Below are 12,575 nucleotides of genomic sequence, written 5' to 3' on the forward strand. Positions count from 1 at the left end.
AATCTACCTCAAAAAAAGTTCCGCAAGCTTTCCGGCCTCTGCCGGCACAATGTCATCGGGAACGCTCTGTCCGTTCGTCAGATAGGAGAGCCGCATTTCTTTCCTGCGCAAGATGTTCAGGATGATGCCAAGGCTCTTCGTTTCATCCGTCTTCGTGAAGATCACCTTGTCGGGCTTGCAGACGGAGAACTTGTCGATGATGTCTTTCGCATCCTCATTCTTCGTCGTGGCGCTGAGGACGAGATACTTCTCAATATTCTGGTTGACGGCAAGGAATTCCTTGAGTTCCGCCATCTGACGGCGGTTGTGCTGACTGCGCCCCGCCGTGTCGATGAGAATCAGCTGCTTCTGGCGAAACTTCTGTATGGCTTCCTTGAGTTCATCAGGCGTATAGACGATGGCGATGGGAAGTCCGAGGATGTCGGCATACGTCTTGAGCTGCTCGACCGCCGATATGCGATATGTGTCCGCCGTAATGAACGCCGTGCTGATGCCCTTTTCCAAGACGCACTGCGCGGCGATCTTCGCGAGCGTCGTCGTCTTGCCGACGCCCGTCGGCCCCAAGAGAGCCGCGATCTTTCGCTTGCGGCTCTTGAGTTCAAGGCCGTCCGCCATCTGCACGTTGTCGGCGAGATACTTCGTCAGTCCGTCTAAAGCAAGCGGCGTATCCTTATCGGCCAGAATGGCTTCGGCGGGAAGCTGCAGCACGACGTCGTCGATGATGTCCGATTCGACCTCTTGCTGCTTCAGCACCTGCTGCAGGGACATCTCGTCTTCGGGCGTCTTTTCCTTGCTTACGACCTGGACGAGCATCGCTTTCATCTGAGCCAGCTCGTTCTGCAATTCCTCGATGGTTTCGCGCTGGCGCTCTTCCTCACTCTTGACGGACGGTGACTCGTCTTCTCGCCGCTTTTCCTGCGACGATGCCGCTTCGTCCTCCTCACGCTTCACTCTGCGCGAAGACGACGCCTCCCTTTCCACCTCTACTCCTGCAGCTTCTTTCGCTTCCGCCGCATGCACTTTTCTTCGCTTCGGCTGTGCAGGCTTCCTGCGCCGCGCCTTGCGTGCGGGCGACTCCTGCGGAGCTTCCCCGGCAGACGGCACGAGCGGCTGAAAGGGAGCTTCCGGCACCTTTCCCGAAGGAAACGATGGAACGAACGGCTCAGCCGAAGCATCATCAGGCGAGGCGGGCGCTGCTGCACGCGCCTGCCTCGCGGCCTCGGCAACCGCAGCTTCCGTGCCCGCCGTTCGGTAGCTCTTGGCTGCGCTCTGCGAAAGCCGCGGCTGCTGCATCGACTGCTGTGACTCTATCGGCAGAGGCTGCTGCATCGGCTGCATCGGCTGCGCGGACTGCATAAGCGGCGGCATAGGAGCAGCCGGCGGCCCTGTAGGAACTGGGACAGACACCTGCTGCGCGGGAGCAGCAGGCGCCGCTTGCGGCAGGGCAGCCGCATGACCTTGCGGCAGCGGCACCGCGCTCTTCGGCTTCGTTTCGCCGCCTGCCGCCTCCGCCTGCAGTTCGGCGAGCGTCGGCAGACGTTCAGGACGTTTCTTGGGCGGGCGGCGTGTCACCTCGTCGAGAGCCGCCGTCACCTCGAAGATTTCTTTTGCGCCATAGCCAAGGATGCCGCCCTTCTTTATTTTTTTCGTATGCAGGATCACCGCGTCGTCGCCAAGCTCGTCTTTCACCTGAGCCATGGCGTCCTTCATCGTGGCGGCCTGAAACACCTTGATGCGCAATTAAATTCTCACCGTCCCAAGAATCTGAAGTTCAACCGTCTGCTCGATTTCCGCATGAGAGAGTACGACAAGCCCCTGCACGGAGCGTTCGACAAGCTGCCGGAAGTAGGTGCGCACGGCAGGGCTTGTGAGCACGATCGGTTCGTAGCCCATGTTCGTAAGCTTCGGCAGTTCCGCATTGAGTGACGCCAAGAGGCGCTGCATCGCATCGGGATCGAGACTGACGTAAGAGCCGTGTTCCGTGCGCTGCACCGCGCCGGCGATGTGGTTTTCCAATCCCGGGTCGAGCGTGATGCACGGCAGCACGTTGTTCTGCACATACTGCTGCGAGATCTGACGCGCGAGTGCATGGCGCACATACTCGGTGAGGATGTCCGTGTCCTTTGTCGCGCGCCCGTAGTCGGAGAGCACTTCGAGAATCGTCTCCATGTCGCGTATGGAAACGCGCTCCGCCAGGAGGTTTGCGAGAACCTTCTGTACCTCGCCGACGACGAGAACCTCGGGCACGACCTCGTCGACGAGCGCCGGATTCGTCTTCTTCAAGTTGTCGAGGAGATTCTGCGTCTCCTGACGTCCGAGGATCTCCGCCGCATGCATCTTGATGACTTCTGTCAGATGCGTCGCGAGCACGGATACGGCATCGACGACCGTATAGCCGTTGAGCTCTGCCTGCTCGCGCTGATCTTCGGCAATCCACAGTGCAGGAAGACCGAAGGCCGGCTCCGTCGTCTCGATACCCGGCACTTCTTCGAACACCGTGCCCGAGTTCATCGCGAGGTAATGATCGAGCATGAGCTCGCCGCGTGCTGTCTCGATTCCCTTGAGTTTGATGATGTAGTTGTTCGGCTTGATCTGTATGTTGTCGCGGATGCGGATCGTCGGCACGACGAGTCCAAGTTCCAACGCGCACTGTCGTCGAATCATGACGATGCGTTCCAAAAGATCGCCGCCCTGCCCCGTGTCGACGAGCGGTATAAGGCTGTAGCCGATCTCAAGCTCCATCGGGTCAACCTGCAGCAGATTGACGATGTTCTCAGGCTTCGTGGCGTCCGCCTTCGCCTTCTCCGCCTTCTTCTGCTCGGGCACTTCCTCGACCGCCTTCTCCGAGCCCTTGAGGCGGCGCGCCGCGATGAAGCACAGGACGGAAAGCGCACCGAGGGGGATTCCCGGCATACCAGGAACGATGGCGAGAAACAGCAACACACCGCTGACGATGTAGAAGATGCGGCTGCGGTTGAAGAGCTGCAGCGCCACGTCGAGTCCGAGGTTGCCCTTCGAGGACGCCGAGCGCGTGACGAGTATGCCCGTTGCCGTCGAGATCATCAGCGCCGGAATCTGACTGACGAGACCCTCGCCGACCGTTAGCAGCGTATAGCTCTGCAGAGCCTGCAGCGCCGTCATGTTGCGCGTCAGCATGCCGATGACGAAACCGCCCGTAATGTTGATGATGATGATGATGATGGCCGCGATGGCATCGCCCTTGACGAACTTCGAAGCACCATCCATCGCACCGTAGAAGTCCGCTTCCTGCTGGATCTTCAAGCGGCGCTTGCTCGCCTCGACATCCGTGATGGCTCCCTGATTCAAGTCGGCATCGATCGCCATCTGCTTGCCCGGCATCGCGTCGAGAGTGAAGCGCGCCGACACCTCCGCGACGCGCTCCGCGCCCTTCGTGATGACAATAAACTGGATGATGATGAGAATGACGAAGATGATGAAGCCGACGAGCGCATTGCCGCCGACGACGAAGTTGCCGAATGCCATGATGACATCGCCTGCATAGCCGTTCAACAAGATCAGTCTCGTAGCTGATATGTTGAGGGCAAGTCGAAACAGCGTCGTCACGAGGAGCAGCGATGGGAATACGGAAAAATCAAGAGCCTCCACATTGTAGATCGTCACCATGACGATGACGAGCGCCAGCGTGATGTTCACGCAGATCAACAAATCAAGAAGAGCCGTAGGCAACGGAATGATCATCATGATGACGATCGTGACGATTGCCACAGCTATGAAAATGTCGCTGTATTTCGTTATGAATCCATTGGAAAGCGTCGGATTTTCTGTCGCCATGCTGTTCTTGCTCCTCTATCCCTAGGAAACCTCTCATCAAGCAAATTTTTTCTTCTTCAATCGGTAGACGTAAGCGAGCACCTCTGCAACCGCTTGGTAAAGTTCGGGCGGCACGATGCCTCCGACATCCACCGCTGCATAGAGCGCCCGCGCCAGAGGCTTGTTCTCCACGATTGTCACGCGGTGTTCTCTCGCGATATCCTTGATCTTCTGCGCGACGAGATCCTGCCCCTTGGCAACGACTTCCGGCGCTTTCATGCCCGCTTTGTACTTCAAGGCGACGGCATAATGCGTCGGGTTCGTCACGATGACGTCGGCTTCCGGCACTTCCTTCATCATGCGGTTCATCGCCATCTGCTGCTGCTTCTGGCGAATCTTGCCCTTGATCTGCGGATCGCCTTCCGTCTGCTTGAACTCTTCCTTGATGTCCTGCTTGCTCATCTTGAGATCCTGCGTCGTCTGCCATTTCTGATAGGCGAAATCCGCTGCCGCCATGACAAAGTAGACGATGATGATCTGAAATACGAGCGAGAAGATGATATCGCCCATGCGCGCCATGCTGCTCTTGAGATCGAGATAGATGAACTCCGGCATGTGCATGATCTCTCCGGACAAATAGACGTAGAGAAACGCGCCGATGATCGCGATCTTCAGCAGGGACTTCAGCAGTTCCACGATGGAGCGCTTCGAGAAGATGCGCCCGAATCCCGTGATGGGATTGAGCTTATCCAGTTTGAAAGAAAGCGGCTCTGTCGTGAACATGAAGCCGACCTGGTAGAAATTGATGGCCAGCCCCATGACGAGAATGGCGATCATCACAGGAAACGCCGTCTTCGCCAGAACGATCATCCCATCGATGATGAGGCGCATGACCGTTTCCGCATCGACTGTCTGGTTCATGTTCGCATAGATATGAACCGTGTACGTCTCGATCTCCGTGAGAATCGTGCTGCCGAGCGCGCGCATCACGAAGAAGCCCGCCAACAGCACGAAGGCGCCGCTGAGCTCCTGGCTTCTTGCGACCTGCCCCTTCTGCCGCGCATCGTTGCGCCGCTTCGCCGTAGGCTCTTCCGTCTTCTCTCCGGCAAAGAGCTGGAGGTCGAAGACGAACTCGGGCATCTCGCTATTGTATCGCATGGAGGGCGGTAGTGATCTGCGCATACGTTTCATTGAACAACACATCCAGAAACAAGACGTAGAACGGCATGAGGATCGAAAGGACGAACATGCCGATGACGATTTGAAGCGGCAGGCCGACGACGAAGATGTTGAGCTGCGGCATCGTGCGCGCCAAGATGCCAAGACCGACGTTCGTCAAGAGTATGGAGAACGTCACGGGCATCGCCAGCTTCATGCCCGTGACGAAAACACCGTTGACAAGATTGACAACGAAGCCTGCAAGGTTCGGCGAAGGCGAAAGCCCCATCATCGGCACGGATTGAAAGCTCTCAAACAGCGCCGCAATGAGCATGTGATGTCCATTGACGACGAGAAAGACGATGATCGCCAAATTATAAAGAAAACTTCCGATAAGCGGAATTTGCTGACCGGAAGTCGGGTCCATCACATTGACCATTGCGAATCCAACCTGCATATCCATGACCTTGCCGGCGAAATGAATGGCCGAAAAGGTCACGTATGCCACAAAGCCGATCAACCAGCCAACAAAGAGTTCACCTGCTGCTGCCGCCGCATAAAGGAAGACATTGTCCGGCGCCGACACAGGGCCGTAGCTGTCCACGATAGGGAACAGCACGAAAGAAAACGCAACAGCAGTCCCCACACGAATATGCGCGGGGATGTTCAGACTGCCAAAAAAAGGCGCGATGACGAAAATTCCCGTAACGCGCGTCAGAACGAGCAGATAAGCTGCCGCATGCCCCTGGAGCAGGGTGTAGAAATCCACGGCGCATCTCCCCTCGCTATCCGATATAGAGCGGCAAGTTCACGAAAATATTCGTGAAGTATTCCACGAGAATGCTGAGCATCCACGGACCAAAAATCAAGATGGCGACAAACACCGCGATGATCTTCGGAATAAAAGCAAGCGTAGCTTCCTGAATGGACGTGGTCGCTTGAAAGACGCTCACAAGGAGTCCGACGGCAAGACCGAGGCCAAGCATGGGGGCGGACACCAAGAGCACGATCCAAAGGGCGTTCTGCCCGATCTGTATGATGAGATCGCTGGACATCCGCGTCCCTCCTACCTAAAGCTCATGATGAGCGACTTGATCAGAAGATGCCAGCCGTCGACCATGACAAAGAGCAGGATCTTGAACGGCAAGGAAATCATGACAGGCGGCAGCATCATCATACCCATTGACATCAAGGTGCTCGCCACGATCATGTCGATCACGATGAACGGGATGTAGATCATGAAGCCGATCTGAAACGCTGTCTTGAGTTCGCTGATGACGAAAGCCGGTATCAAGGTCGCCGTCGAGACGTCGGCCTGCGACTCGGGCCGCTCGGCATCGGAAAGATTGACGAAAAGCGCCAAATCCGACTCGCGCGTCTGGCGGAACATGAACTCCCTGAGAGGCGCGAGCGTGTTGTCAATCGCCTGCTCCTGTGTGATCTGTCCCGCAAGGTATGGCTGGATTCCCTGCTGATTCGCCTCGCTCCAATACGGCTGCATGATGTAGAACGTCAGAAAGAGCGAAAGCGCAAGCACCACCTGATTCGGCGGCACATTCTGCGTCGACATGGCGTTCCTCAAAAAGCCGATGACGACAACGATGCGCACGAACGAGGTCGTCATGACCAAGATCGACGGCACAAGCGAGAGAATCGTCAAGAGTGCAAGTATCTGCAAGGATGTCGCAACATCCTGCGGACCGGCTGCCTCGCCGACATTGACGCTGAGACTTGGAATCAGAGGTGCCGCAAGAGCTTCCTGTGCGATGAGCAACAAGGAAAAGAAAAGGAGGCTTCCCAGCAAAATCGGCCGCTTCTCCATCAACGCTTCACAACTCCTCTACTTCCGAAATGCATCATTCTTGAATATCGTCGGGATTCTCTCGGCCAGCTTGTCAAGAGAGCCAAACTGCCGTTCAAACCCCGCCACACTGGGAAATGGCGCCGGCGACGCCTCCATGCTCTTCTTCAAGATTACCTCTGCCTCCGCTGCATCCTCGACCTCTCCCAAGAGAGTGATCGTATGTTCCGTCACACCGAGCAGCAAAATTCTGCCCGCCAACTCAACGACACAGGCAGAGCGGCCAGGACCAAGCGGAAGATTTTCCAGCAAGCGCCCGCCACCGCTTGACATCGCACGCCCGAAACGCCCGCCCAAGATCTTGGAAACATAATAGGCAAGACCGGCCACGAAGAGAAACACGACAACGAGACTCGCGACATAGGCGATGGTCGACCACCATGAAACGCCCGGCGTACCGTTCGGCACCGGATCCCGGTTTTCATAACCCGAAAGGTATCCTCCGCCGTCTGCAGCCAAGCCGACGGACGGAAGGACAAGGACAATGAAAACCCACAGGAGGAGGCAAAGGAAGTACCCCTTTCTTCCCAGCATCAGCCAAGCGCTTTACGCACGGCCTCAAGAACGCGATCCGCCTGGAACGGCTTAACAATGAAATCGCGCGCACCCGCCTGGATCGCCTCGATGACCATCGCCTGCTGACCCATGGCGCTGCACATGACGACCTTCGCATTCGGGTCGACCTTCTTGATTTCCTTGACCGCGCTGATTCCGTCCATTTCCGGCATCGTGATGTCCATTGTCACGAGGTCAGGCTTAAGCTCCTGATACTTCTCCAGGGCCTTCATGCCATTTTCCGCCTCACCAACGATCTCGTAGCCGTTCTTGGACAAGATGTCCTTGACCATCATTCGCATGAATGCCGCATCATCCACCACTAAAACTCTGCTTGCCATAAATATCTCTCCTCGTCTGATCTATATGCCTGTTTCCCACGCGCGGATGCCGTTCATGCGCATCCGCACCCGACTGCATCCAGAGCCGCTCACGGCTTTTGGCGCAGTCCGCGATGTAAATCACATCGTACATCCTATTGTATATGAATCACCTGAAAATGTCCAGTGAGGCGCACGCTTATTGCAGCTGCTGCGCCCTTTCCGCCGGACTTACGATGTCGGTGATGCGCACGCCGAAGTTCTCGTCAATGACGACAACTTCGCCCTTTGCTAAGAACTTGCCGTTGACCATGATGTCAACCGGCTCGCCCGCGAGCTTGTCAAGCTCGACGATGGAGCCGTTCGTAAGTTCCAGAATATCCTTGATCGTCTTTTTCGTGCGACCGAGCTCCACGGTTACCTGAAGCGGCACATCAAGAATCAAGCCGATATTCGCATCATTGACCTGCACGGGAGCCGTAGAAAGCGGCGCAAACATCGCAGGCTGTACGGGCACATTCGACGCCACATGCGGCGTCGGCGGCGCACCGTAGGCCGGAGCTGCGCCCATCATCGGCGCTGCCGGCGGCGGAGCCGCTGCTGCCGGCGTTGGCGCGGGTGCTGCCGGTGCCGGTGTTGGTGCTGGCATTGGCTCTTCCTCCTCTGCTTCGTTGTTCAACAAATATCCCACCATTTCCTGCGCGACAGGAATCGGCAGAATTTGCATGATCTCGCTGTCGATCAAACCGTCGACTTCCATGCGAAACGAAATCTTCGCGATTGGGTCTTCTGCCGAAACGATCTCCGTGACCTTATCTTCCGAACCGAGATCGATCATATTGACCTTCGGCGGCGAGATATCAATCTTTTTGTTGAACATCGTCGACAATGATGTGGCGACCGATCCCATCATCTGATTCATTGATTCGCCGACGGCGCTCATATGAATCTCATTGAGCTCCTGCGTCGGGTTCGTGCCGTCGCCGCCCATCATGAGATCGGCGATGATCGAAGCGTCCTGCGCCTGGATCGCGAGCACGTTGTTTCCGTCGATGCCGACCGTATAGCCAACCTCCACGATGAGGTAGGGCATCGGGTACTGGTCTTTGATCGAGGCCAGCGTATCCACCGACACCGTCGGCGTCGTAATCGAGACCTTGTGTCCTAAGAGGACCGAGAGCGTCGTCGCCGCGCTCCCCATGGAAATGTTGCCTATTTCTCCGAGCGCGTCGCGCTCAATGTCCGTCAGAGCATCCCCTTCTTGAGATGGAGAACCTTCCGCGGGCGCCGGATTATCCGCCGGGGCTTCGGGCGCTGCCGCGCTGTCGCCGCCGCCGTTTAATAACGCATCAATTTCCTCTTGCGAAATTAAATCATCACTCATCCGTATCTTCATCCCCTTCAAAGGCTACTTGTGTAATCTGGACTGCCGAGCGTTTGCCCTGTGTGCCGGGACGGCAAAGGAACTTGGGCTTCTGCCCGACGAGGATCTTCAGCTCGTCCTTGACCTTCGTGTCGAGCTGCAGCACATCGCCGAAGCCCAAGGTCAAAAACTCGCGAATCGTCATATCGATGGTGCCAAGCTCCACAATCAAAGGAATCGGCGACTTGTGAATCTTCTTCTCAAGCGCGCGGATCTTGTCCGGGTTGTTGTCCTTTGCGACGGAGGCCGCCACCCAGAACGAAGTGGAGAGCTTCGACATGACGGGCTCTAAGACGAGGTACGGGATACAGAGTGTCATGAAACCCTCGACCTCGCCAATCTTGACCTGCACAGTGACGATGATGACCATGTCGCTCGGCGGCACGATCTGTACGAAACCCGGATTCGCCTCGATCGCCTCAAGTATCGGATTGATTTCAATCACATTCGACCAGGATTCCTTGAGGAACTCACTCGCCTTTGCGATGAACTTGCGCATGACCGCTTCCTCGATCTCCGTAAGGATGCGCGGCTTCAGCGTATTCTCACCCAAGCCTCCGAATACGCGGTCGATGTAGGCAAAGGCAATGCCCGTGTTGACCTCCATGATGATGTTGCCCTTCAAGGGCGGCAGCGCCATGACTCCGATGACGCTCGGATTGCTCAAAGACTGCAGGAATTCCTGGTAAGTGAGCTGCTCCACGGAAACGACTTCCACGTTGACCATCGTCCGCAAATGGGTAGATAGGTGGGTGTTCAAGAGACGCGCGAAGTTCTCATAGAGCATATTCAGCGTGCGGATCTGATCCTTCGAGAACTTGTCCGGCCGCTTGAAGTCGTATGTCTTGACCTTCCTCTCTTCCTCTTCCGCCTGCACTTCCTCGGCGGAAACCTCACCGGTCGACAGAGCTGAGAGAAGTTTGTCTATCTCGTTTTGTGACAAGACATCTTCTGCCAATCTTCCTCCTCCTTTCTCCCATGCTCAGATGACCCATCACTGCATGAGGAAACTCGTGATGTAGACCTCATACACCGACCCCTCACCCAACGCCTTGTTCAGGCTGTCGCGCAAGGTCGTCTTCAACTCATCCTGCTTGCCCGCGTCGAGTTCCTCGACCTTCAGGGAGCGCAGCGTCTGCAGTGTCACATCCATGACCTTCGTCTCCGCCGGTGCCAGGAGTTTGCCATCGGCAATATTATCCTTCTTGCCGGGGTTCATCTCCAGGACAATGCTCGTTTTCAAGAAGCGCCCCGCCTTGAGGCCGCCGACGTTGACGAGTATGCCGTCCTTGGGATCGCCGAGCTTGATGAAGACGCCTGGATCGTGGCTCAACCTCGAAGGGCCGCCGTCACCAGCATTGTTCGCCATCATATGCTGCGTGATGAAAAAGGAAATACCGACTGCCGCGGCCAACGCCACGACGACGATGACAACGATCAGGATGATCGGGGATTTCTTGCTCGGCTCTGGAGCAATGGCCTGCACTTCTTTTTCTTCCGCCATGAAACTTCCTCCTCCTAACTCTTCTCTCTATCATCAATCATCCAGGGAAATCCCCGGAATCACAAACCATGCATGCTGCGGCGATACTCCATGACGCGCCGCACGATCTCTTCCATCGATTCTTCCACGATGAGTTTCTTGCCATTTGTGAGGGTGACGACCGTATCGGGCGTCTCCTCCACCGTTTCTATTATTTCGGCGTTGAGGACGAATTCCCCTTTTTTGTGCGCCTCCGACTTGAACTTTGTCAGTTTGATCATTCGCCCATCCTTTCGCCGCAGAAAGCCGGACACGAAACCCGTCCATGCTTCCTTTAAGATATAAGTGCGTGGACAGTGGGAGGGAAAATTCCCTCCCCTCCCTGTCCTTAGGAGAACCGGAAGCCGCCACACTTCGCGGCTTCTCAGCTCAGAACGTCATCAACGCTTCATGTTGATGACGGTTTCGAGCATCTCATCGCCGACCGTGATGACCTTCGAGTTGGACTGGAAGCCCCTCTGCGTCACGACCATGTCGGCGAACTCATTCGCAACGTCGACATTCGACATTTCAAGTGCCGACGGCGTGAGCGTCAGACCGAGAGCACTGACCGTCTTGATATTCGCCGTGCCCGAGTTATTCGACTCGGTATAGAGATTCGCCCCTGCCTTCGTGAGGCCTGGCGCATTGTCGAACTGCGCGACGGCTACCTGCGCCAGTGCGCGCTTCTCACCGTTCGTGTAGGTGCCCGTGAGAATACCGCTCTGATCGGTGTTGATCTCCTTCAAAGTACCTGCAGAATGTCCGTCGTAGTCTGCCTTGATCGTATCGCTGCCGCTGTACTGCGTGAGGCTCTTGAGGTCGACCGTGGCCGTCATTGTAGCAGATGGCGTTCCTGAACCGGATATAGATCCCGCGCCGTTCTGCAACGTCAGTTCCGGGTCTCCTGCACCAGAGACGTATTTGCCGTTCTGGTCGAACTTCAACGTCTTCTTGTTCATCTTGACCGTCGTCCACGAGCCGTCATCTTCCTTGATGGAGCACTGATTAACAGGATCAAGTGTGCCGCCGGATGTCGTCGCCGGACTCAAGGAGACTTCCCATTCATCATACATCAAGGGCGGGGTGCCGCTGCCCGGTACCTTCGTGAAGAGGAACGGCACCTTGTGCAGATTACCAAGGCTGTCGTAGACATTGGCGATCGTCGTGATCGGCATGCTGCATTTCGTGCGATACTCATAGTTGCTCTTCGCTGTGACCGTCTGCGTCGTGCCGTCCGAAAGGGTAAGTGTCAGCGATGTATTCGTCACGCCATCCACCTTGGCGGGGCTGGCGACCACGGCCCCCGTCTGGTTGCGAATCGACGTGATCGTCGGCACAGACGAATTCATGTTGCCCTTGTAGCTGATCGTCGTCGTCGCCTTCGCCCCCATGCTGCGCATCGCATCTTTGATCTGGATGCCTGTCGGCGTGCCCTTCGTATCAATGCTGCCGTTCTCGTCAGCGTTCCAGCCGACGACGTGGTAGCCCGAACCCGGCACGACGTAGTTGTAGTTCGCATCGAAGGAGAAGTTGCCCGCGCGCGTATAGTACTTGTCTTTGCCTCCCGCATCGCGCGAAACGACGAAGAGACCGTTGCCCGAAAGAGCCAGATCCGTGTTCTTGCCCGTAGCCTGCGGTGAGGCGTCACCAAAGAGCTGGTCGACACTCGCAACGCCGACGCCGAGGCCGATCTGCTTGGGATTCGTACCGCCGACGGTTCCTGTCGGTGCGGCGGCCCCCGACTGCGTCTGATAAAGCGTGTCAGCAAACGTCACGCGGCTCGACTTGAAGCCGATCGTGTTGACGTTCGCGATGTTGTTGCCGATGACGTCCATGCGCGTCTGGTGGCTCTTAAGCCCCGATACGCCGGAGAAAAGAGAACGCATCATAATGTATCAATCTCCTTTATTTGGTGCAGCGGGGAGGGTGGGCAGCTTGCCC

Annotated in this window: 13 protein-coding genes; all 13 read right to left on the reverse strand. The window is 56.6% G+C overall.

What is annotated here, in order from left to right; translation table 11 throughout:
• Positions 1–3: 3 nt before the first annotated feature.
• Positions 4–1,740, reverse strand: a complete 1,737-nt coding sequence (gene flhF, locus SELSP_RS08505) for a flagellar biosynthesis protein FlhF (protein ID WP_006191327.1) — start codon at positions 1,738–1,740, stop codon at positions 4–6.
• Entirely contained in the window at positions 1,741–3,813 is a 2,073-nt protein-coding gene (gene flhA / locus SELSP_RS08510) for a flagellar biosynthesis protein FlhA (protein WP_006191325.1), read from the reverse strand. It lies immediately after the preceding gene.
• 36 nt (positions 3,814–3,849) lie between these two features.
• Entirely contained in the window at positions 3,850–4,950 is a 1,101-nt protein-coding gene (gene flhB, locus SELSP_RS08515) for a flagellar biosynthesis protein FlhB (RefSeq protein ID WP_006191323.1), read from the reverse strand.
• The gene (fliR, locus tag SELSP_RS08520) at positions 4,937–5,719 is read right to left on the reverse strand and encodes a flagellar biosynthetic protein FliR (protein WP_006191322.1); all 783 of its coding nucleotides are present in this window, start codon (positions 5,717–5,719) and stop codon (positions 4,937–4,939) included. The genes flhB and fliR overlap by 14 nt, the downstream gene beginning before the upstream one ends.
• A gap of 16 nt (positions 5,720–5,735) precedes the next feature.
• Positions 5,736–6,005, reverse strand: coding sequence for a flagellar biosynthesis protein FliQ (gene fliQ, locus SELSP_RS08525; RefSeq protein WP_006191321.1), 270 nt, complete (start codon positions 6,003–6,005; stop codon positions 5,736–5,738).
• Positions 6,006–6,016: 11 nt separating this feature from the next.
• Positions 6,017–6,772 (reverse strand): flagellar type III secretion system pore protein FliP, encoded by a 756-nt coding sequence (gene fliP / locus SELSP_RS08530; protein ID WP_006191320.1) that lies wholly within the window; start codon positions 6,770–6,772, stop codon positions 6,017–6,019.
• 18 nt (positions 6,773–6,790) lie between these two features.
• Positions 6,791–7,345 carry a flagellar biosynthetic protein FliO gene (gene fliO, locus SELSP_RS08535; RefSeq protein ID WP_006191319.1) on the reverse strand — a complete coding sequence of 185 codons (555 nt, stop codon included), beginning with the start codon at positions 7,343–7,345 and terminating at the stop codon, positions 6,791–6,793.
• Positions 7,345–7,707 carry a response regulator gene (locus tag SELSP_RS08540; RefSeq protein ID WP_006191318.1) on the reverse strand — a complete coding sequence of 121 codons (363 nt, stop codon included), beginning with the start codon at positions 7,705–7,707 and terminating at the stop codon, positions 7,345–7,347. The genes fliO and SELSP_RS08540 overlap by 1 nt, the downstream gene beginning before the upstream one ends.
• Before the next feature lie 178 nt (positions 7,708–7,885).
• Positions 7,886–9,070 (reverse strand): flagellar motor switch phosphatase FliY, encoded by a 1,185-nt coding sequence (gene fliY / locus SELSP_RS08545; protein WP_013740935.1) that lies wholly within the window; start codon positions 9,068–9,070, stop codon positions 7,886–7,888.
• Positions 9,063–10,067 (reverse strand): flagellar motor switch protein FliM, encoded by a 1,005-nt coding sequence (fliM, locus tag SELSP_RS08550; protein ID WP_006191313.1) that lies wholly within the window; start codon positions 10,065–10,067, stop codon positions 9,063–9,065. The genes fliY and fliM overlap by 8 nt, the downstream gene beginning before the upstream one ends.
• A gap of 36 nt (positions 10,068–10,103) precedes the next feature.
• On the reverse strand, positions 10,104–10,613 hold the full coding sequence (locus tag SELSP_RS08555) for a flagellar basal body-associated FliL family protein (RefSeq protein WP_006191312.1): 510 nt from the start codon (positions 10,611–10,613) through the stop codon (positions 10,104–10,106).
• A gap of 59 nt (positions 10,614–10,672) precedes the next feature.
• A complete protein-coding gene (locus SELSP_RS08560) occupies positions 10,673–10,873 on the reverse strand; it encodes a flagellar FlbD family protein (RefSeq protein ID WP_006191311.1) in 201 nt (66 codons plus the stop codon).
• Positions 10,874–11,032: 159 nt separating this feature from the next.
• Complete coding sequence (locus SELSP_RS08565; RefSeq protein ID WP_006191309.1) at positions 11,033–12,523, reverse strand: flagellar hook protein FlgE; 1,491 nt, start codon at positions 12,521–12,523, stop codon at positions 11,033–11,035.
• Positions 12,524–12,575: the final 52 nt, after the last annotated feature.

The organism is Selenomonas sputigena ATCC 35185 (genome assembly GCF_000208405.1).
Classification (GTDB): domain Bacteria; phylum Bacillota; class Negativicutes; order Selenomonadales; family Selenomonadaceae; genus Selenomonas; species Selenomonas sputigena.

What these genes read in the sequence shown, in the direction of transcription:
- flhA (WP_006191325.1), bottom strand. Translation starts at nt 3,813, where the DNA reads ATGGCGACAGAAAATCCGACGCTTTCCAATGGATTCATAACGAAATAC.
- flhB (WP_006191323.1), bottom strand. Translation starts at nt 4,950, where the DNA reads ATGCGATACAATAGCGAGATGCCCGAGTTCGTCTTCGACCTCCAGCTC.
- fliQ (WP_006191321.1), bottom strand. Translation starts at nt 6,005, where the DNA reads ATGTCCAGCGATCTCATCATACAGATCGGGCAGAACGCCCTTTGGATC.
- fliP (WP_006191320.1), bottom strand. Translation starts at nt 6,772, where the DNA reads ATGGAGAAGCGGCCGATTTTGCTGGGAAGCCTCCTTTTCTTTTCCTTG.
- fliO (WP_006191319.1), bottom strand. Translation starts at nt 7,345, where the DNA reads ATGCTGGGAAGAAAGGGGTACTTCCTTTGCCTCCTCCTGTGGGTTTTC.
- SELSP_RS08540 (WP_006191318.1), bottom strand. Translation starts at nt 7,707, where the DNA reads ATGGCAAGCAGAGTTTTAGTGGTGGATGATGCGGCATTCATGCGAATG.
- fliY (WP_013740935.1), bottom strand. Translation starts at nt 9,070, where the DNA reads ATGAGTGATGATTTAATTTCGCAAGAGGAAATTGATGCGTTATTAAAC.
- SELSP_RS08555 (WP_006191312.1), bottom strand. Translation starts at nt 10,613, where the DNA reads ATGGCGGAAGAAAAAGAAGTGCAGGCCATTGCTCCAGAGCCGAGCAAG.
- SELSP_RS08560 (WP_006191311.1), bottom strand. Translation starts at nt 10,873, where the DNA reads ATGATCAAACTGACAAAGTTCAAGTCGGAGGCGCACAAAAAAGGGGAA.
- SELSP_RS08565 (WP_006191309.1), bottom strand. Translation starts at nt 12,523, where the DNA reads ATGATGCGTTCTCTTTTCTCCGGCGTATCGGGGCTTAAGAGCCACCAG.